Source organism: Bordetella genomosp. 4, from assembly GCF_002261185.1.
GTDB lineage: Bacteria > Pseudomonadota > Gammaproteobacteria > Burkholderiales > Burkholderiaceae_B > Bordetella_A.
The window spans coordinates 481,882-502,637 of record NZ_NEVQ01000013.1; the positions used below are offsets into that span (position 1 = coordinate 481,882).

A 20,756-nucleotide genomic window follows, 5' to 3' on the forward strand; every position below is an offset into this window, starting at 1 on the left:
TCCGCCCCACTCCGAAAGTTGAAGTGTCGCAAATGACTCCACCGACGCGAAAAGACCGTCCTAATTTATTCGTACTCCCCTCATTCCTGGCCGCCCCGCTTTTGGCTCTCGGCCTCAGTTGGCTCCCCACCGCTCACGCCACCAAGACTCCCGAAGCAATCGCTTCGATGCAGGGCCTGCGGCTGATTGATCCCCTTACGGTTCCCAGCCTGTCCGACATGGTCGTGCGGGCCGGCCTGGAAACCATCGGCACCCCTTATGTCTGGGGCGGCGAGGATCCCGACGCCGGTTTTGATTGCAGTGGCCTGACGCAATTCGTCTATCGCGAGATCGTCGGCATGGAATTGCCTCGCACGGCACGCGAGCAGCGGCTCGAGGGTACCGGCATCAAGAAAAGCGAGCTCAAACCCGGCGACCTGGTGTTCTTTGCGACGATGCGCCGTCGCGGCGTCTCGCATGTGGGCATTTATATCGGCCAAAACCAGTTTGTCCATGCCCCCACACGTGGCTCGAAAGTCCGTGTCGACAGCCTGGACAACAGCTACTGGTCGCGTCACTACGTCGCGGCACGGCGCTACATTGAGCCGGACACTGCCCCTCAAGGCCATCTCGTTGCCAAGGCCGACACGGGCCAGTAATCTCCGCCCAAAGCAGGTACGATCCAACATCAAAGGGAGCCGGCGGCTCCCTTTTGATTGCGTGGGCGCGAACGAATCCCGGCGAATCAGCCCCTGCCGACAAACGGCATATTCGTCGCCATGATCGTCATGAACTGTACATTGGCATCCAACGGCAGCTTTGCCATTGAGACGACGGCATGTGCCACGTGCCCGACGTCCATACGAGGTTCCGGACGGCGGTCGCCGTTGGCCTGCAACACGCCCTCGGCCATGCGCTGGGTCATGTCCGTGGCTGCGTTACCGATGTCGATCTGTCCGCATGCAATGCCGTAAGCACGGCAATCGAGCGAAATGGATTTGGTCAGGCCCGTCACGGCATGCTTGGTCGCGGTATAGGCGATCGACAAGGGCCTGGGCGCGTGCGCCGAAATCGATCCGTTATTGATGATGCGCCCGCCACCGGGTTGTTGGGCCTTCATCAATCGAATCGCCGCTTGCGCGCACAGGAACATGCCCGTGAGGTTGACATCCACCACCTCGCGCCACACGTCCACGGGCAGGTCCTCGATAGGTACCGCCGGCGAATTGCGCCCCGCGTTATTGAACAGAACATCAAGCCGCCCATAATCCCGCTGTATTGCATCGAACAGCTCGCGCACGGCCTGCTCGTCGCTGACATCCGTAGGCACCACCAAAGCGCGTGCGCCGTCTTCGCCAGCCGCGGTACGGGTCTGCTCGAGCTGTTCGCGCCGGCGGCCCGCCAGCACCACTCGATAACCCTGCGCCAGAAACTCCAGCGCAACGGCACGGCCAATGCCGCTACCCGCGCCTGTCACCAACGCCACTGGCGAAATACCTGTCTGCTCATTTGACTGCATTTTTTTGTCTCTCTGTAGGGATCTACGTCGCGTAATCCTAAAGCAATCGCGCGACTCGCGTTGCAAACAACTGTGATAATCCTGCGTCACTCCGGGGGCACCGGCGCTGTTATCCTCCGTCACAAGGACTCGGGCTCGGAGACCAAATATAATAGTTAAAAGCGTAATTTTGTTATTCTTCGCGTCCTGTATCCCGTTAGTCGATCTGATTTATGTCAAAACGCCCCGGTAATGTGTTCATGGTGGTTGCGCCCAGCGGCGCTGGCAAGTCCAGCTTGGTCAAAGCCCTGCTCGACCATGACAAATCACTGGTCTTGTCGATTTCCTGCACCACGCGCGAGCCGCGCAGTGGCGAGGTTGACGGGCGCGAATACCGCTTCATCACCAAAGAGCAATTTGACGACCTGCGCCAGAATCAGGCGCTGCTCGAATGGGCCGAAGTACACGGCAATTTCTACGGCACCCCGCGTGACCTGATCGATCAAGCTACCGAGGACGGCCGCGACGTACTGCTGGAGATCGACTGGCAAGGCGCCCGCCAGGTCCGGCAACGTTTTCCTCAAGCCATCGGCATTTTTATTTTGCCGCCGTCGATCGAGGAACTCGAACATCGCCTCAAGGCCCGCGGCCAGGACGCCCCCCAAGTCATCGCTCGTCGATTGCTAGCGGCCGGCGGCGAAATCGCGCACGCGCCGGAATGCGAATATGTTATTATTAATCAAGAATTTAGCGTAGCCTTGGCGGAACTGTCTCAGGTGATCAGTGCTGCCCGGCTACGTTTTTCGTCTCAGGCCGTTCGCCATGCTCCGCTGTTCGCTCAGTTGGGCATTCCGGCCGATCACTGAGACGATCCTCCTTTTCACAGCCCGTTCCAGGTATAACTCATGGCTCGCATTACTGTCGAAGACTGTCTGAATCAGATTCCCAACCGCTTCAAGCTCACGCTGACTGCTACCTATCGCGCTCGCGAGCTGGCGCAGGGCCACGCCCCGCGTATCGACAGCAAAGACAAGCCCACCGTTACCGCCCTGCGCGAAATCGCCAGCGGCCATACCGGCCTGGAAATGCTGCGTAAAGTCCCCACCTGATCCAGTCCAGGGGGCGGCAACATGGCTTTTCCCCGGCTGAAGTACGCTTCTACGGGCCTGCTCGCTGCCTTGCGAGCAGGATCACGGCTCGGACGCCGTTCCGACAAAAAAAACTCGCCTGTCGAGCTTTCCAGCACGACTGCTAACGGCGCGCTTTCAGATACCCCCGCCTCTCCTGTCGCCTCGCTCGCGCCGCTGACCGAGATCATCAGCAGTTATCTCGACAAAAAAGACGTCGAGCGGGTGCGCGAAGCCTATCGCTTCGCCGATCAGGCGCATCTGGGCCAGTTCCGCGCCAGCGGTGCGCCCTATATCTCGCACCCCATCGCGGTGACAGAAATCTGTGCGGCCTGGAAGCTCGACGCGAACGCGCTGTCGGCAGCCTTGCTGCACGACGTCATCGAAGACCAAGGTATCCCCAAGCAAGAGCTCGCCGAAAAATTCGGCGTACAAGTCGCCGAATTAGTCGACGGCCTGTCCAAACTCGATCGCCTGGATTTCGCAACCAAGGCCCAGCAACAAGCCGAAAGCTTTCGCAAGATGCTGCTGGCCATGGCGCGCGATGTGCGTGTCATTCTGATCAAGCTGGCCGACCGCCTGCACAACATGCGCACACTGGATGCCGTCAGCCCTGAAAAGCGCCGCCGCATCGCCCGCGAGACGCTGGACATCTATGCGCCGATCGCGCATCGCCTGGGTTTGAACGTGCTGTTTCGCGAGCTGCAAGACCTGTGCTTTGCGGCCATGTATCCCAATCGCTATCAGGTTCTGTACAAGGCCGTACTGGCCGCACGCGGCAACCGGCGCGAAGTCATAGGCAAAATCAGCGACGCGGTACGCGCCGCCCTGCCCGCCGCCGGCATAGAGGCCGAGGTCTCCGGCCGTGAAAAAACCCTGTTCGGCATCTACACCAAGATGGTCGAACAGAAAAAGTCTTTCTCCGAGGTGCTGGACATCTACGGATTCCGCGTCATTGTGCACACGCTGCCGGAATGCTATCTGGCGTTGGGCACGCTGCACCAGCTCTATCGCCCGGTGCCTGGCAAGTTCAAAGACTACATCGCCATCCCCAAGGTCAACGGATATCAATCCTTGCATACGACGCTGGTGGGCCCCTATGGCACGCCCGTCGAATTCCAGTTCCGCACGCGCGACATGCATCACATTGCCGAGGCAGGCGTCGCATCGCACTGGCTCTACAAGGGATCCGATGTCACGCTGAACGATCTGCAAAAGCGTACGCACCAGTGGCTGCAATCGCTGCTGGACATCCAAAGCCAGACGGGCGATTCCGGCGAATTCCTCGAGCACGTCAAAGTCGATCTGTTCCCGGATGCCGTCTACGTATTCACCCCACGAGGCAAGATCATTTCCTTGCCGCGCGGCGCAACACCGGTGGATTTCGCCTACGCGATCCACACCGACATCGGCAACCAGGCCGTGGCGACCAAGGTCAACAACGAGTTCGTGCCGCTGCGCACAGAGCTCAGCAGCGGCGACGTGGTCGAGATCATCACCTCGCCTGCCTCGCGTCCCAATGCGCAATGGCTGAACTACGTGCGCACCGGGCGCGCACGGTCAGAGATCCGCCACTATCTGCGCACGGTCAAGTACGAGGAATCGGTCGCCTTTGGCGAGCGGCTGCTGGAACAGGCCCTGCAAGAGCTGCATCTGAACCTGCCCGCAGAGGACGATCCAGCCTGGCAAAAACTCGCGCGCAGCACGGGCGCGAGCTCTCGCGACGAAATTCTGGCCGATATCGGTTTGGGCAAGCGGCTGGCTGCCGTCGTCGCGCGACGCTTTGCGCCCGAACACCAACTGGTTGCCACGACAGCCGCCGCCGTCGACGAGATCACATCCGCGCGCAGTGCCCCCATTCTGATCCAGGGCAACGAGGGTCAGGCAGTACAACTGGCCTCCTGCTGTGGGCCATTGCCCGGCGACCCCATCGTCGCTGGGTTGCGTCTGGGCCAAGGCCTGGTCGTACACACAGCCGACTGCCCCACTGCGACGCGCCTACGGGCCCGCGAACCAGATCGCTGGGTCAACGTCGCATGGGACACACATACCGCCAAGCACCTGTCGACACGTCTGGACGTCATTACACGCAATGAACGTGGAGTCCTGGGCCGGCTCGCCGCCGAGGTCACCGCAGCCGACGCCAACATCGTGCAAATCACCATGCACGATGATGCCATCTCAACGGTCTCGCTGCATCTGACGATCCAAGTCGATAGCCGCAAACACTTGGCTCAGGTCATTCGCTCGATACGACACGTGCCGCAGGTCCAGAAAATCGTTCGGGTCAAAACCTGAAGGCCTTTTAAGCCACATGCTGTAAAAAGTCTTTCAGGCGCTGGCTCGGCGGATTGGACAATAGCTCCGCCGGTGGCCCGTCATGGGCGACCTTGCCGCCGTCGATAAAAATCAATCGGCTGCCGACTTTACGCGCGAACTCCATCTCGTGCGTCACGACCACCATCGTCATGCCTTCTTCGGCCAAGTCTCGCATGACTTTGAGCACCTCGTGCCGCAGTTCCGGGTCCAGCGCCGAGGTCGGCTCATCAAACAGCATGAGTTTGGGTTTGATCGCCAGCGCGCGCGCGATAGCCACACGTTGTTGCTGCCCGCCCGACAGCTCCGATGGATAGTGATTCATCCGCTCCCCGAGGCCGACCTTGCGCAATAGCTCCTCGGCCAATGCGCGTGCCTCTCGGCGCGGCACACCTCGCGTATGAATCGGCCCAAACATGACATTATCCAGCGCCGACATCTGAGGGAACAGATTGAACTGCTGGAATACCATCCCCGCCTCGCGCCGGATCTCGCGTATCTGTGCAGAGGGCCCTTTCACACTCAGGCCATCGACCAGCAGATCGCCACCCTCGATCGTTTCCAGCACATTGATGCAGCGCAGGAACGTGGATTTGCCTGAGCCCGAGGGCCCGACCACGACCACCACCTCGCCCGCATCAATATTCAGCGTGATGCCGTTCAGTACGACAGAATCGCCAAAGCGTTTGATGACATCGTGAAACTCGACCATGCTCATAAGATCCGCATCCTTTTTTCGACCAAGCGCAGGGCCAAGGCCAGCGCCCCGGTCAGAATCAGATAGATGATCGCCACAGCGGACCAGATCTCCACGGCCCGAAAATTACTGGCCATGATTTCCTGACCCTGGCGCGTCAGTTCGGCCACGCCGATCACGATAAACAGCGATGAGTCTTTCAAGCTGATGATGCATTGATTTCCCAATGGGGGAATCATGCGGCGAAACGCCACCGGCCCGATGATGTGCAGCAGAATTTTGTGAAACGGCAGGCCCATCGCCTGGCCGGCCTCTTTCAGGCCCTTGTGCACCGACAGCAGCGAGCCGCGCACGATCTCGGCGATATAGGCGCCCGAGTTGATGATCAAGGTGGCGATCGCCGCCCAGATAGCGTCTACGCGCAAACCCGGGATCATCAACGGCAAGGCAAAGTAGATGAACATCACTTGCACGACGATCGGCGTACCGCGGATGATCGATACATAAACCTGGGCAATGCCTGAGAGAATCGCGGGCCCGTACGCTCGCGCGATGCCGGCCAGCGCCCCGAGCACGAAGCCTCCTACCAGCCCCCAAAACGTGATTTTGACGGTCATCAGCGTACCGTCGAGCAGATTGGGCAAGGCAGCCCAGATGACAGACCAGTCGAATTGCACGGTCTTCCCCTTCGTTTTGATGGCGCGGGTCCGGCTGGCACCGCGCGTCGTTTGCTAAGTGGGTGCGAGCGGCCTCGCTCGCACCCAGCGTGCTCGGCAAACTAGTCAGGGCTTTTTACCAAACCACTTGGTATAGATCTGGTCGTATTGGCCGTTGGATTTCAGCGTGGCCAGGGCCTGATTGACCTTGGCCGTCAGATCGCTGCCCTTGGGAAAAGCGATCCCGTAAAAATCCCCGCTCTTGACCGTGCCGGCGACTTTGACACGGCCCTTGCCCGCTGTATTGGCGTAGTACTGCACGTTCGGCGTATCGTGCACGGCGGCGTCGACACGACCGGTAGCCAACTCGAGATAGGCATTGTCGATATTGGGAAACAGCCGCAGCTTGGCGTCGGGTACCTCTTTTTTCATGAAATCGACAGTTGCCGTGCCGGTCTTCACGGCGACACTTTTGCCCGCCAGATCGGAGGCGCCCTTGATATCGGTGTTGTTCTCAGCCACGAGAATGGCCAAACCGCTCTCGTAATAAGGATCCGAGAAATCGATGACCTGTTTCCGGTCATCCCGTATCGTGATCCCCGCCAGCGCCGCATCGATGTTTTTCGTCTGCAGACCGGGGATGATGCCGTTGAAATCCATCGGCTGCAGCTTGTATTTCAGGTTGAGCTCTTTGGCGATGGCCGCCCAGAGGTCGATGTCAAAACCGGTGTAGGTACTACCCTGCTTGAATTCAAACGGAATAAACGCCGTATCCGTGGCGACGATCAACTCTTTATCTTGGGCCGCGGCGGTGGAAACTGCGCCAATCAGGCTCAAGCCCATCAGCACGGCGGCAAATTTGCGTTTCATCATCGATCTGCTCCTGTAGAGACATCCGGCCTCTGGGAAACCCAGATAGGCCCCTAGACACATTGCAACGGGTAGCTGCATGTCTGTAATCCATCTTAACTCATGCGTCCCCATGAGCGTATACGGGACGACGCGTATCCTCATTCCGGCCCCAAAATGTAACTTCACTGGAAATATCGTGGAGCCCGGCGGAAAGTATCCTGTGGGGTGTGATCTTTTCCTCGATGACGCTCTATGCCGGAGACGACTCATGCCGTTCAAACCTGTACGCATCACAGGCACCCGCCGCCAAGTCGGCGTCGCATTAGGAAAGCTTGCCCGACCTTTGATGTCGGTCTATCTGGATCAAAGCACGACATGGCGAGCATTACGTCCCTGGCGCGGTCATGCCTATCTGCAGGAGCTCGCCGCACACATCCAGCGCAATCTGCCTGAACTCTGGCAAGAGTTCGAAGGCATGGTCGAGGGCCTGCAAATGTCCGCAGACGATTTGCTGCTGTGGAACTGTCGTGGTGATCTGTTGCATCAGACGACTGACGGCTGCACTTCTGTAGCGATACATGGGCCCGATGGCGCACGATGGATCGGCCACAACGAGGACGGTGACCCCTACCTTTATGGGCGTTGCCATCTGGTCGACGTACAGCCGGATGATGCGCCAGGTTATGTCAGTTTCTATTACCCGGGGTCATTGCCCGGGCATACCTTTGCCGCCAATCGCGCGGGGATTGTTCAGACCATCAATAATCTGCGTACGCGTAGCCGGCGTGCTGGCGTACCGCGTATGTTTTTGGCGCGTGCCGTGCTGGACTGCATGACCCTGGATCAGGCGATCACGCGTCTGCACGACACGCCACGTGCGGGTGCGTTTCATCACACCTTGGGCGCGGCGGGCGATAAGCGATTGTTCAGCGTAGAGGCTATGCCTGGTCTGTGCTCCATCGAGCCCATCCAGCGCCGATATGGGCATGCAAATCACCTCGTGCATGCGGCGAGCAAAGGCGTCGCGCAAATCATCACTGATTCATCCCGCGCACGCCAAAGCCGCATCGACACCCTGCTGGATAGCTGGCACGAAGACATCACCGAAAGCGACGTCGTCGCCGCCTTGCACGACAAAGAGGGAAACCTGCCCATCCTGCGGCGCGCAGCGGACGACCCCGATGAGGAAAACACCCTGGCAACTGCGGTATTTACCCTGGACGATGCCCACGTTACCCTGAAGGTTTACGATAGGAAAGCGACCGCGGCGCAAAGCCTCGCCATCAAATGATGGGCGCAAGGCGACACTGACCTTCCTCGCGTTGTGATGCAACTCACTGCGCAAAAAGCGGTCAAGATCGAGAATGATCTTGACCGCTGACTACGCGGCTAGGGTGTTATGCCCTATCGGGGGGATTAATAGCGGTACTTCGCCATCAGGTTGCCGCCGGTCTCGTGATAGCCAGCATTTCCCTGGTTATGGAACACCTCGACATTGAGCGAGAGGCGCTGGTTGATGTTGCCCTCCACGCCCAATTTCAACTGACCGGCATTGCGTCCGCTATCCATCCTTGCATCGGCATTGTTCATCCGAACACCATAGCCCTTGGTCGAATGCAGCCAGTTGGCCTCGATGTGCGGCGTGATGACAGACGTCAGCCCCGTGGGAACATGCGCAGCGGCGCGCAGCCCCACAGTGGTCTGAATACGCGACCCATTCAGGAACTCGATACGTGTGCCATTGCTGTCGGTGAAATTATCCGAACGCACATGTTGATAGGTCAGCTGCGCATGTGGCTGCAGCACGTATTTCACGTTATTGTGCTCGGCAATCTTGGCGTTGTAGCCGAGTTCCAGCGATGCAGTCATACCTTTTGATTTGTATTTCTCTCTCGGCAGGTCGTCACCTTTGACGCGGTTATCGAACTGATTCCACAACAGCCAGGTGTCGACGTACACCCCTTGCTCGGTTTCAGCATTCTGTTGATAGGTCCCATACAGGCCGAGACCGTAGCCTTCGACTTTGCCTTTGCTGCCAAAGCCGGCCAGGCTCGAACTGGTTTTGCCGTCATAGTGGCCGTACCCGCCCATCACACCAATCGTCACCTGATCGCGGTCATTGGTCGAGTCCGCCAGCATATCGATACCCATCACGACCGTATTCCTGTCACCCTTGGTGCGCAGTTGGCCAGACTCGTCTTTCAGAGCGCTGTGCGAGCCGCTGTACCGGATCCAGGCACTGCCCTGATGCGGATGGCCTTCGCCCTGGAAGTAGCTGCCCAGGCGATCGTTCAGGTTCATCTGGAACATCGTGTTGGCCGCCCAGGCGTTGCTGTTGTAGGAGCCTGCCTGGGGAGCGACAACGACTATGCCTTTCTCAGGGAATAGCCCCGGCGCAGGCGCTGGCGAGGATGACGTCGCAATGTCAGGCGCGGCATCAGTTTCCTCTTCAGGCCCGTGCCGCTGGTCGGGTTGATCTTCGTCCAAAGGATCAGGAGTCTCCCCGCCGTCATCAGATGAAGCATCTGAATCGTCATCCTCAAAGTCTGAGGCTTCCTCAATAATGATCTCCACATCATCAGGGAACCGATCCTCTTGATCATCAATTTCAAATCGCTCTGGCGAACGGTCAATGATCTCAGTTTGTGTCGAACTCGGAGATTGCGTCGCGCTTGGTGATTGCGTCACGCTCGCTGATTGCGTCGCACGCGTGAGTTTCTGCAAGATCGGGATTTGAGTCGAACTCGCAGATTTCGTCAAACTCCGAGATTGCGTCACGCTCGCTGGTTGCGCCGGACGCGTGGGTGCTGGCAAGCGCGGGACTTGAGTCGAACTCGCAGATTTCGTCAAACCTGGAGATTGCGTCACGCTCGCTGATTGTGCTGCACTCGTGAGTTTCTGCCAGCTCGGAATTGGCGTCGAACTCGCAGATTTCGTCAGACTCGGAGATTGCGCCGCACTAGAGGATGACGACGTCGCAGTCTGCGATTGCGCCATGCTGGGTAGCAACGGTCCCAACAATACGGCAATAGCCACAGACACAGTTTTTTTTGCGGGACTTTTCGGCCACTCCGGTACGAGTACGGAGCAATGCGAGCGCTGATGCCAGATTGGCTTAAGGGTCTTTTTCATTTGTTTCTCTTCGGTACGGAAGCGGCCATACCAAAACGTCGATGCGAAGACAGCAACGGGATACCGGCTGTCCAAGGATTTGGGGACTTCAAAAATTTTTCTGTTGGGAAAACTTTTCGGATTGGGCCACAGAGACTTCAAATATCAAATTTCAAAAGAAGCACCATTCTTTCCGAAAAAACGTCCAGTCCCCCCTTGAATATTTGATGAGGAACACCCCGTTTTCCGCTATTTTTCAAAGAGTTAATGTTGGTCTAGGCAGGCCGATTTGGCTCTTAGATATCTAAGGACATTGATCACCACTAAAACCAGACTATTCCTACACCCTTTGGAGAATTTCCCGAGCTCACGCCACATGGACTCAAATCTTCGGCGGACTGCTGTAGTCAGCGAAAGGGATCTGTAAAACATTCTTCCAAGCATTAAGCGAATCCATCGCCATCGACCGTCGCTGTCCGCTTTTTTCATAGGAGGCCACTCGCGCTCTATGACAGCGCCAAGACAACGCTCGGACTGAACTCCAAAATCCGCAACGCGGCAATGCATCGCTGTCAAAAAAATGCCTTTTTTCAGGCCTAGACTTCCGCCCCTGACGGTTGCAATCCGACCCTTTTTTTAAGCTGGCTTATCAACGTGCGCACTCTCGCCTGATCACCGCGAGCACGCACACTCTTTCCAGGCGATACGACACGATGATGCGAAGTAACACTGAGGGATGGCCCCATGCGCGCAAGCTGGCATGGGCACTGAGCCTGTCGTTGGCAGTCTTGCTGACAGCTTGCAGCAATAGCGACTCGGACGACGACGAGACCGCTCCTACTCCTCCTCCCGGCGGCGGCACCACCGAATGCACCGCCGACGTCCATTGCGCACCCGCGCCTTGATCCCCTCTTTCATTCACGACAATCACGTACCCAACATGTCATTTGATCCCTCCAAGCGCGGGTTCCTGCGTGCTTCGCTAGGAACCACCGCAGCATTGACTGCCCTCTCGACCTTGCCGCTGTCTATCCGGCGCGCTCTGGCCATTGAGGCGAACTCCGTCACAGGCACCTTGCAAGACGTCAAGCACGTGGTGTTGCTGATGCTGGAAAACCGTTCATTCGACAGCCATTTCGGGACCTTTCGCGGCGTGCGCGGATTTGGCGATCGCCATCCGATCCCATTGGCCAACGGCAGCCATGTGCTTTATCAGACCGACGCCAATGGCAATACGGAAACGCCCTATCACCTGGACGGCAGCAAGGGCAATGCACAGCGTGCCGGCGGCACACCACACACCTGGCCGGACGCGCAAGCTGCGTGGGACCACGGCCGCATGAACCGGTGGCCCGTTGCCAAACAGCCGCTATCCATGGCCTATATGGAAAACGCCGAAGTCCCGTTTCATCGCGCGCTGGCCGAGGCCTTTACGCTATGCGATGCGTATCACTGTTCCATGCACACGGGCACGATCCCGAATCGTCTGTTCTACTGGACCGGCACGAACGGCCCGTCAGGCGACAACTATGCGGCCATCATCAACCAGTACAACGGCGGCAACGATGTGGGGCCGTCGACCGAAGGTTGGACATGGACCACGTATGCAGACCGCCTTGAAAAGGCCGGCGTCAGCTGGAAGGTCTACCAAAGCCTGGACGATAACTTCGGCTGCAACCAGCTCATGTCGTTTCGCCATTGGCGCGAGGCCATGGAAGCCATGCCCGCGGATCGCCGTCCGGTAGCGTTGCCCGCCATTTCGCCGACCTATGATCCGGCCATCGACGATGCCCTCAGCCCGCTCGCCAAAGGCTTTGGCAACACCATGCCCGATGGCCTGCTGCAAAGCCTGCGAGACGACGTGAAAAATGGCACCTTGCCTGCTGTGTCATGGATCATTCCGCCGTCGACGTACAGCGAACATCCCGGCCCCTCCAGCCCTGCGCAAGGCGGGTGGTACATGCAAGAGGTCCTCGATGCATTAACCTCGAATCCCGAGGTGTGGGCCAACACCGTCTTGTTGATCAACTACGACGAAAACGACGGTTTTTTCGATCATCTACCGCCGCCGTCTGCCCCATCGGTTCGTGAGGATGGCTCCTTGGCCGGGAAAACGACGCTGAGCGACGAGGAGATGGCTTTCGAGTACCACAACTACGCTCCTGCCTCGTCCTCACATCCGGCACAAGACGGCAAACCTTTTGGTCCGGGTCCACGCGTGCCGATGTGGGTGGTGTCTCCCTGGAGCCGTGGCGGCTGGGTGAATTCCCAGGTGTTCGATCACACGTCGACGCTGTTGTTTCTGGAAAAGCGATTTGGCGTACAAGAGCCCAACATCAGCGCCTATCGCCGCGCCATATGCGGCGACCTGACGACGGCCTTCAATTTCGCCAATCCGAACGGCGAGGCGCTGCCGACGCTGGGCGGCAGCACGACGAAAGAAGCGGCGGCCGAACTGGTCGCTCAACAAGAATCCGCCTCGGCAATTCCTGTACCGGCGGATCCTGCCTTGCCGCATCAGGAAACGGGCACACGGCCCTCGCGCGCTTTACCGTACGAGCTGCACACTACTGCCAGACCCGATGCCAGCAAAGGGACCGTTACGCTGGCGTTTGCCAATAGCGGTCAGGCCGGTGCGGTGTTTCACGTGTACGACAAACTGCACCTGAGCCAGATCCCGCGCCGCTATATGGTCGAAGCCGGCAAGGAACTCGACGACACGATCGACGTCAACGTGGACAACGGCCGATACCATTTCTGGATACTGGGACCCAATGGCTACCATCGCGAGTTCATCGGCGATCTGCGCGATACGGCAACATCGGGATTGGAAATCCAGGTCTGCTATCAATCCTGCGAACCCGCAGAAGTCCAGGTCAAGCTGTTCAACCGCAGCAGCAGCGCAGTCACCTTCAGCGTGACCGCGCAAGGCTATCGCCAGGATGGTCCTTGGACGAGTCTGGTCGAGGCCGGAAAAATCGGCGAGCTGAGCTGGGCGCTGGGTGACAGCGGCAACTGGTATGACTTTGTCGTGAACGCAGGCGACTCCAAAGTCTGGTCGCGCCGCTTTGCCGGCCGTGTGGAAAACGGCAAAGACTCGGTTTCGGATCCCGAGATGGGCCAAGGCTGATGCCCCCCCGGGGCGAGACGCCGTGATGTTTCGCCCCGGATGTAGATTGGATTCAATAACTTGGGCTGCTCCTGCCATGCCCGATGCCTGGAACAGCCGGTCAGGCCGCGCCAGGCCCGGACTGGCCGTTCACCGCCATAGACAGATCATCGACATGTACCATCAAGTCGCGGACTTGGCGCAACAATGGATATTGACGCCGCACCGTGTCCCACCGCGCAGATGTCAACAATTGTTCCCAGACAGATGCCAGACTCTGCCTATCGCCTGAGGCGGCATCTGCCAAACTGCTGGCATACGCCACGCTGCCCGGTGCGGACAAGAGCTGCATACGCGTGGCAGTACTGAGCAATTTCGGATAGGCCTCAGCCTCGGCATCGCAGCAATAAAGAACACTGCCTGACACAGGGGTATCGTCAGCGGCGAATCTCTTTAATGATGAGCCGCGCAATCGCACGCGTCCCTGATGGGTGTCAAACGCATACGTGGCATCGCCCTGCGCACTGGCCAATAGCCGCAAGCCTCGCAGCAGGCGAGGTAAATCGGTAGTCGCCGCATCGACAGAGGCTTTGGCCTCAATCAGCAGGCAGACATCAAACGCCGACGTGTCTCCATCCGAAGGAGTTTGCTGCAACAGCACAGCATCCCACTCACTCTTGGCATAGTCGGCATTCCCGGGCAGCGACGGCGAGGCACGCATCGACGTCACGACGCGATAGGCTGTCTTGTCCTGCGCTTGCGCGTTCAGCCGCTGGGCCAATACCTCTAGCGCCTGTGCCGCGCGTGCTTCAACTGCCGCACCACGCTGCTGCGACGCAGCGCCTTGTTCCATCGCCACGGCACTGCCAGCACGGGGCCCTTGCTGGTCCCATAGCGACCGGTACCGCTGCACCTGCTGGTCCGATAGCAACACCGACAGACGTTGCAACCGCCCTAGCGCCGGGCTGCCAAACAAACGGTCCGTGCCGCGCGTAATCGCCGACTCGGATTCGGCCTGTGCCAGAGGCAGGACTTGCTCCGCACACGCAGACAGCGCATTCCAGTCTTCTGCGGCCGCAAAGGCCTGCAATTGCGTCAGCGCCGCATGCAGCGTCCCTGGGGGCATACGTTGAAGTTTCGCCGGATGAGCGATGGTATTGACCGCTGCATGGATTTCGCGGCGATCCTGACTGGCGTGGGCAGCCAGCGAGGCATACTCACGCACCGCAGTGGTCTGATGGCGCAAGACCATGGCCTGAAAAGCGGTGTCTCCCCGCGTCGGCTGCATCGCCTCTCGAATCAAACGATCCAGCGCATCGAAGAACCTGCATTTCAGGGCATCGTCCGGCGTATCGCCTGCCTCCAGCAAGACTCGAACCTGTTCCAGCACAATTGCAAGCGCCGTCGATGGACTCTCGCTTGCCGAGCTCGACGCCGCCGTCGGCATCGCGGGCAGCCGATATCGGCGCCTCACCGTACGCAGTATGTCTTGCAATAAGGGCGAAGGCTGCACGCGTTGCACTACGCTTGATGTTGAAACGGCGCCGGCGCAGTCGCGGGATCTACGAGTCTCAAGAACATATGTCTGTCCGCATAAAATTTGCCATCGATGCATAGCGAATCAGACTCTTCGCCACACAGTTGAAAGCCCAGGCTTGAATAGAGCTGAAACGCCACCGTGTTGGACGCTGTCACGTTCAAGGTGATTTGTCGAATTCCCGGCAGTTTGCGAGTGTGGGCTATAGCCGCCGTGACTAACGCCCTGGCCGCCCCCTTTCCCCTCAGATCGGGATGCACATACACGCCCCATATCGTGGCCTTATGCATGGCCTTTTTGCCTCGATGCCGGAATACGCCCGCGCTGCCCTTGAGCTCGCCAGCGACAAATGCGCCGACGATCAAGGCGCCGTCGTTGGGACCAACCCGGGCAGACCAATCCGCCTCTGACAGCACGGCCTCATCCTCCAGGCTGCTCATGAAAGACTCGGGCGAGTCTGCGAGCATCTGCGCGCGCAACACACGAAAGACCGCGACGTCTGCGTGATTCAGCAATCGGTATTCCACCCCATTGGCGACGGGTTTGTGTTCGAGAGACATGAAAGCTCGGACCTCCAAAATGTAAATTTTGACACAGCGCGACCCTAGGACTTTCCCCTATGTAGGGGTTTCCTGGGGCAATCGGCGTTCCTGGCCCCGTAGAATTGCAACGCTTATGGCACCGCAATGCTTGCTCGCAGTGTTTCTGTGATATGCCGGGCTCATCGCCCTCTCTATGCGAAGAAGGATCTCCGTGATGAAAAAGACCCTCCCCCTATTGGCCGGCAGCTTTGTGCTGGCTTTCAGCGCCAGCGCTATGGCTCAAACGAAGTGGGATCTGCCCAGCGCCTATCCTGCCAGCAATTTCCACGTCGAAAACCTGAATAACTTTGCCAAAGACGTCGATTCGCTGTCGGGCGGGAAACTCAAGATCACGATACACAATAATGCGTCGCTCTATAAAGCGCCCGAGATCAAGCGTGCTGTGCAAGGCAACCAGGCGCAGATCGGTGAGATCCTGCTGACCAACTTCGCGAACGAAGACCCGATCTATGCCCTGGACGGCCTGCCCTTTCTGGCCACGGGCTACGACGCCTCATTCAAGCTCTATCAGGCACAAAAGCCGTACCTGGAAAAGAAACTGGCTTCGCAAGGCATGACGCTGCTGTTTACCGTCGCCTGGCCTCCACAAGGCATCTTTGCCAACCGCGACCTGAAAACCGTCGACGATTTGAAAGGCCTGAAATGGCGTGCCTATAGCCCGGTCACCGCCAAAATCGCTGAGCTGGCTGGCGCACAGCCTGTCACGGTCCAGGCAGCCGAGCTGTCGCAAGCCATGGCCACCGGTGTGATCGACTCGTACATGTCTTCGGCCTCGACCGGGTATGACTCCAAGACCTACGAGTACATCAAGAAATGGTACGACACGCAGGCCTGGCTGCCCAAGAACGCGATCATTGTGAACAAGAAAGCCTTTGACGCGCTGGATCCGGCGACCCAAGAGGCCCTGAAGAAAGCGGGTGCACAGGCCGAAGAGCGCGGCTGGAAACTCGCCCAGGAAAAAGGCGAATGGTACAAAAAGGAACTCACGAAAAATGGCATGACCATCATTCAACCCACGCCTGAGCTGAAGGCCGGCTTGAACAAGATCGGCGAGGTCATGATCAACGAGTGGACCGAGCGCGCCGGCGATGACGGCAAAGCCATCATCGAAGCCTACCGCAAGATGTAATCCTCATGCGCCGTTTACTCGATACTCTGTACGGCGCGGCCGGCCTCTTGGCCGGCCTGTGCATGATAGGTGTGCTGATTTCAGTACTGATTTCCATCATTGGACGCCAGATCGATTGGCATGTGGCCGGCATCGATGCCTACGCTGGATATTTCATGGCCGGTGCAGGTTTTTTAGCATTAGCCAGTACGTTCAAACACGGCGAGCATATCCGCGTCACGCTCTTGCTGAACTCGCTGGCGGCGCGTGGCAACCGGCGACTGGATATTTTCGCGCTGTGTGCGGGCACCCTGCTCGCGGCCGCCTTTGCGTTCTTCAGTATCAAGCTGATGCTGGACTCGCACACCTATAACGATGTTTCTACGTCCAACGACGCCACGCCCTTGTGGATACCCCAGATCAGCATGGCTGTCGGGACCGTGTTGTTCCTGGTGTCGCTGGTCGACGAATTGATCCGCCGCTTGCACGGTCTGCCTGCTCCTACGTCACACCAAACCCATGAATGAAGTCCTGGTCATTACCTTATTGGTCGTCTCGATTTTTGCGCTGCTGGGTTGCGGTGTCTGGGTTGGCTTGACGCTGGCGGGCACGGCATGGATAGGCATGGAGATCTTTTCCAGCCGGCCTGCCGGAGACGCGATGGCCGTCACGATATGGGGCGCCTCGTCAAGCTGGACGCTGACGGCGCTGCCCTTGTTTTTGTGGATGGGCGAGATTCTGTTTCGCACGCGGTTGTCAGAAGATCTGTTCAAGGGGCTCGCGCCCTGGCTGAATCGCCTTCCCGGCCGTCTGTTGCACACCAACGTGATTGGCTGCGCGATCTTTGCCGCGGTATCGGGTTCGTCGGCGGCAACCTGCGCGACGGTCGGCAAGATGACGATCCCCGAATTGAAGCGGCGGGGTTACCCCGAGAGCAAGGTGTTGGGCACGTTGTCGGGCGCCGGCACGCTGGGGCTGCTGATTCCGCCGTCGATCATCATGATCGTGTATGGCGTGGCGGCGGACGTCTCGATCGCTCGCCTGTTCATCGCGGGCATTGTGCCGGGAATCATGCTGGCCGTGCTGTTCATGGGCTATATCGCCTGGTGGGCCATACGCAATCCGAAAGAGGTGCCCGCGTCGGACGAACACATGACGTTGCGGCAAAAGCTCCATCAATCCCGCCATTTGATTCCGGTATTGCTGTTGATCGCGGCGGTGCTGGGATCGATTTACACGGGCATTGCGACGGCGACGGAGGCGGCAGCCATAGGCGTAGTGGGTGCGTTGATCCTATCCGCGTTGCAAGGCTCGTTGAACAAGGATAGCTTTTGGCAATCGCTGATGGGCGCGACCCGGCTGTATTGCATGATCGCATTGATCCTGGCCGGCGCACAGTTCCTGACGCTGTCCATGGGCTATATCGGTCTGCCGCGCGCGCTGGCTGAATGGATCGGCGCGCTGGGACTGTCGCAGTTCGGATTGATCATGGCGCTGATGGTCTTTTTCATCGTGCTGGGTTGCTTTCTGGACGGTATCTCCATCGTCGTGCTCACGATGGGAGTCTTGTTGCCGACCGTGCAGGCAGCCGGCATCGATCTGATCTGGTTTGGCATCTTTATCGTGTTTGTGGTCGAGATGGCACAGATTACGCCGCCGGTCGGGTTCAATCTTTTTGTGCTGTCGGGGATGACTGGACGAGAGCTGCCTTATATCGCCAAGGCGTCGTTGCCGATGTTCTTTTTGATGATTCTGGCGGTGCTGTTGTTGTATGTGGTGCCAGGGATTGCTACCTGGTTGCCGCAGCATATGACGCTGTGATGCCGGGCTGACGATCAGCACACGTGTTGACTACGCTGGCGCCGTCTGCGACAGGTGGACGGCGCCTAGTTGCCACCACCCAGGCAATAATGCCTGCACCTTTCCTCTGCGGTAACGATCGTCGATCAGATAGACCGTACCCGTATCGTGCTCGCCGCGGATCACGCGGCCAGCGGCCTGTACGACCTTTTGCAGTCCGGGATACAAGTACGTGTAGTCATATCCCTGGTCCTTGCCATAGAGTTTTTCCATGGCGGCCTTCATCTGCTCGTTCACGGGATTGACCTGAGGCAAACCCAGTGTCGCGATAAAAGCGCCAATCAGGCGTTTTCCGGGCAAATCGACAGCCTCTGAAAACGCGCCTCCCAGCACGGCAAAGCCGACCCCGGACCCGGATTCGGTAAACCGGGCCAGAAATGCCTCGCGGCCGGCTTCGTTCATGGCAGGCGTTTGTTTCCAGAGCGGGACCTGCGGATGACACTGGCTCAACAGATCGGCCACCTGCTCCAGGTATTCGAAACTGCTCAAAAAGCTCAAATAGTTGCCTGGGTTTTTCGCATATTGCGCCGCGATCAGGTCGACGATAGGACGCAAAGACTGTTTGCGGTCACGATAGCGGGTAGACACATTACCCGCGACATGCACGGTCAACTGTTCCGCCTGAAAAGGCGCAGCCACCTCGATCCAACCCGTCTTGTCGGGCAGTCCCAACGTATCCCGGTAATACTGTTGCGGATTGAGCGTGGCGGAAAACAATACCGTGGCGTGCGCTGCAGCGTAACGTGCCGCCAAGTGCGGCGCGGGCACGACATTGCGAACGCAGAGCGTGGATGGGCTCGTGGGGACGTCTGAATCATCACGCCGATCTCGCGTGACATCGAACAGCGCGTGCGGGCCGAATTGCTCTGCCAATCGGGCAAAGCTCAGCATCTCGAAATAGAACAGCAACAGGGGATCGTCCTGGGCCAAAGGCGCCTGCCCCACGTGTTCCGCGACGGCAACGATGGCCTTCTGTACGGCGGCGAGCAAACCGGCGGGCACGGCGTCGTAGGCTTGATAGGCGCAGGCTTGTTTGCGGTTCAGTGCATTCCATGCCCGGTTCAAGCCATCCAGCAGTTTGCGCAGCGCCTTTGGCGCAGCCTGACGCGCCCGCTTGAGGGCAGGTTGCGACAGCGTGCTGCTGTACATATGGCGTGCGCGATCCACCAGATTGTGCGCTTCGTCCACCAGCACCGCCACACGCCATTGATGAGCCTGAGCGAGCGCGTACAAAATGGCATTGCTATCGAAATAATAGTTATAGTCGCCGATCACCACATCGCTCCAGCGTGCGAGCTCTTGCGACAGATAGTACGGGCATACACCGTGTGCCTGAGCGACGGTCCGTACGGTTGATCCATCTAACCGCGTATGCGCCAACGCGGCGGCACGAGCCTCAGGCAGACGGTCATAAAAACCCCGGGCCAATGGGCAGGACTCGCCATGGCAGGCCTTGTCGGGATATACGCAGACTTTATCGCGCGCCTGCAGGTCGAGCGCTCGCAATCCCGGTTGCGCGGCCGACTCGTTGAGACGGTCCAACGCCTGCTGCGCCAGCGCCTTGCCCGCGTTCTTGGCGGCGAGGAAAAATACCTTGTCGATACGCGTATCGGGTGCGGCCTTGAGCAGCGGAAACAAGGTGCCTAGCGTCTTGCCGATACCCGTGGATGCTTGCGCCAATAAACAGCCTCCATCACGGGCCGTACGATATACCGATACTGCCAACTCCCGCTGTCCCGCGCGAAATTGGCCCAATGGAAAATCCAATTGCGCCAACGCGAGATCACGCGCCTGACGATGGGCGAGCTCGGTGGTCGCCCACGCCTGAAAACGCGCACATTGCTCTTCGAAAAAAGTCCGGAGTTCCGCCGCGTCGTAGTCGCGGGGAAATTGGGTTTCTTCCTCGGTGACGACATTGAAATACACGACGGCCACGCGCAGACGGGAGATGCCTCGCGCTTGGCAAAACAAGTGGCCATAGATGCATGCCTGCGCCCAATGCAGGGCACGATGGTTGTCGCGCACACTGCTCAGTTCGCCTCGGTAGGTCTTGATTTCCTCGAGTTGATTCGTGTCCGGATCGTAACCGTCGGCACGGCCACGCACGAGCAGATCCTGGTATTGGCCCGACAATGCGATTTCGGACTCGTAGGCAGCGGTGCGCCGATCCACTACCGTAGCGTGCCCAGCCACACCTTCCGGGCCGGTCGGCGCGGGCGTGAAACGCAGATCCAGATCCCCTGCTCTAGCGGTGAATTCACACAGCGTGCGCACTGCAACCGAATAGCTCATGCCTGGACCTCA

The 20,756-nt window shown here is 58.8% G+C and carries 18 protein-coding genes; 9 read left to right on the forward strand and 9 right to left on the reverse strand.

The genetic code is table 11. The features are described from left to right. Positions 1-32 precede the first annotated feature (32 nt). Positions 33-638, forward strand: a complete 606-nt coding sequence (locus tag CAL20_RS12525) for a C40 family peptidase (RefSeq protein ID WP_094821321.1) — start codon at positions 33-35, stop codon at positions 636-638. An 86-nt stretch (positions 639-724) separates the two neighbouring features. Here the strand turns inward: CAL20_RS12525 and CAL20_RS12530 are convergent, their stop codons facing one another. Next, on the reverse strand, positions 725-1,498 hold the full coding sequence (locus tag CAL20_RS12530) for an SDR family oxidoreductase (RefSeq protein WP_094821322.1): 774 nt from the start codon (positions 1,496-1,498) through the stop codon (positions 725-727). A 212-nt stretch (positions 1,499-1,710) separates the two neighbouring features. Between CAL20_RS12530 and gmk the strand changes: the two genes are divergently transcribed. Genes gmk through CAL20_RS12545 form a run of 3 tightly spaced genes read left to right on the forward strand, consistent with a single transcriptional unit; the run spans position 1,711 to position 4,902 of the window. Beyond that, a complete protein-coding gene (gmk, locus tag CAL20_RS12535) occupies positions 1,711-2,343 on the forward strand; it encodes a guanylate kinase (RefSeq protein ID WP_094821323.1) in 633 nt (210 codons plus the stop codon). A gap of 39 nt (positions 2,344-2,382) precedes the next feature. Further along, positions 2,383-2,586, forward strand: a complete 204-nt coding sequence (rpoZ, locus tag CAL20_RS12540; RefSeq protein WP_094821324.1) for a DNA-directed RNA polymerase subunit omega — start codon at positions 2,383-2,385, stop codon at positions 2,584-2,586. A gap of 21 nt (positions 2,587-2,607) precedes the next feature. Continuing rightward, positions 2,608-4,902, forward strand: a complete 2,295-nt coding sequence (locus CAL20_RS12545) for a RelA/SpoT family protein (protein WP_094821325.1) — start codon at positions 2,608-2,610, stop codon at positions 4,900-4,902. A 7-nt stretch (positions 4,903-4,909) separates the two neighbouring features. Here CAL20_RS12545 and glnQ read toward each other — a convergent pair whose 3' ends face one another. The 3 genes from glnQ to glnH all read right to left on the reverse strand — a co-directional run bounded on the left by glnQ (position 4,910) and on the right by glnH (position 7,146). Continuing rightward, positions 4,910-5,638 (reverse strand): glutamine ABC transporter ATP-binding protein GlnQ, encoded by a 729-nt coding sequence (glnQ, locus tag CAL20_RS12550; protein WP_094821326.1) that lies wholly within the window; start codon positions 5,636-5,638, stop codon positions 4,910-4,912. Then, the gene (gene glnP / locus CAL20_RS12555; RefSeq protein WP_094821327.1) at positions 5,635-6,294 is read right to left on the reverse strand and encodes a glutamine ABC transporter permease GlnP; all 660 of its coding nucleotides are present in this window, start codon (positions 6,292-6,294) and stop codon (positions 5,635-5,637) included. Before glnP ends, glnQ begins: the two co-directional genes overlap by 4 nt. 105 nt (positions 6,295-6,399) lie before the next feature. Next, positions 6,400-7,146: a glutamine ABC transporter substrate-binding protein GlnH gene (glnH, locus tag CAL20_RS12560; RefSeq protein ID WP_094821328.1), complete on the reverse strand. Its 747-nt coding sequence runs from the start codon at positions 7,144-7,146 to the stop codon at positions 6,400-6,402. A gap of 247 nt (positions 7,147-7,393) precedes the next feature. Here glnH and CAL20_RS12565 point away from each other — a divergent pair, with 247 nt between their 5' ends. Next, on the forward strand, positions 7,394-8,416 hold the full coding sequence (locus CAL20_RS12565; RefSeq protein ID WP_094838016.1) for a C45 family autoproteolytic acyltransferase/hydolase: 1,023 nt from the start codon (positions 7,394-7,396) through the stop codon (positions 8,414-8,416). A gap of 125 nt (positions 8,417-8,541) precedes the next feature. Here the strand turns inward: CAL20_RS12565 and CAL20_RS25625 are convergent, their stop codons facing one another. Together CAL20_RS25625 and CAL20_RS25465 are read right to left on the reverse strand one after the other, a co-directional pair. Then, positions 8,542-9,612 (reverse strand): autotransporter family protein, encoded by a 1,071-nt coding sequence (locus CAL20_RS25625; protein ID WP_179266667.1) that lies wholly within the window; start codon positions 9,610-9,612, stop codon positions 8,542-8,544. Positions 9,613-10,885: 1,273 nt separating this feature from the next. Then, on the reverse strand, positions 10,886-11,158 hold the full coding sequence (locus CAL20_RS25465; RefSeq protein ID WP_143277064.1) for a hypothetical protein: 273 nt from the start codon (positions 11,156-11,158) through the stop codon (positions 10,886-10,888). An 18-nt stretch (positions 11,159-11,176) separates the two neighbouring features. On the opposite strand from CAL20_RS25465, the gene CAL20_RS12575 reads away from it, so the two are divergent. Next, positions 11,177-13,366 carry a phosphocholine-specific phospholipase C gene (locus tag CAL20_RS12575; RefSeq protein ID WP_094838379.1) on the forward strand — a complete coding sequence of 730 codons (2,190 nt, stop codon included), beginning with the start codon at positions 11,177-11,179 and terminating at the stop codon, positions 13,364-13,366. A gap of 100 nt (positions 13,367-13,466) precedes the next feature. Here CAL20_RS12575 and CAL20_RS12580 read toward each other — a convergent pair whose 3' ends face one another. Further along, complete coding sequence (locus tag CAL20_RS12580; protein ID WP_373558301.1) at positions 13,467-14,792, reverse strand: 3-deoxy-D-arabino-heptulosonate 7-phosphate synthase; 1,326 nt, start codon at positions 14,790-14,792, stop codon at positions 13,467-13,469. A 74-nt stretch (positions 14,793-14,866) separates the two neighbouring features. Next, positions 14,867-15,442, reverse strand: coding sequence for a GNAT family N-acetyltransferase (locus CAL20_RS12585; RefSeq protein WP_094838018.1), 576 nt, complete (start codon positions 15,440-15,442; stop codon positions 14,867-14,869). Positions 15,443-15,638: 196 nt separating this feature from the next. Here CAL20_RS12585 and CAL20_RS12590 point away from each other — a divergent pair, with 196 nt between their 5' ends. The 3 genes from CAL20_RS12590 to CAL20_RS12600 are packed head-to-tail and all read left to right on the forward strand — an operon-like array spanning position 15,639 to position 18,413. Beyond that, complete coding sequence (locus CAL20_RS12590; protein WP_094821332.1) at positions 15,639-16,613, forward strand: TRAP transporter substrate-binding protein; 975 nt, start codon at positions 15,639-15,641, stop codon at positions 16,611-16,613. A gap of 5 nt (positions 16,614-16,618) precedes the next feature. Continuing rightward, positions 16,619-17,119 (forward strand): TRAP transporter small permease, encoded by a 501-nt coding sequence (locus tag CAL20_RS12595; protein ID WP_094821333.1) that lies wholly within the window; start codon positions 16,619-16,621, stop codon positions 17,117-17,119. Continuing rightward, positions 17,112-18,413: a TRAP transporter large permease gene (locus CAL20_RS12600; protein ID WP_094838019.1), complete on the forward strand. Its 1,302-nt coding sequence runs from the start codon at positions 17,112-17,114 to the stop codon at positions 18,411-18,413. Before CAL20_RS12595 ends, CAL20_RS12600 begins: the two co-directional genes overlap by 8 nt. A 30-nt stretch (positions 18,414-18,443) precedes the next feature. On the opposite strand, the gene CAL20_RS12605 is transcribed toward CAL20_RS12600, so the two are convergent. Next, positions 18,444-20,744, reverse strand: coding sequence for an ATP-dependent DNA helicase (locus tag CAL20_RS12605; protein WP_094838020.1), 2,301 nt, complete (start codon positions 20,742-20,744; stop codon positions 18,444-18,446). Between the last annotated feature and the right edge of the window lie 12 nt (positions 20,745-20,756).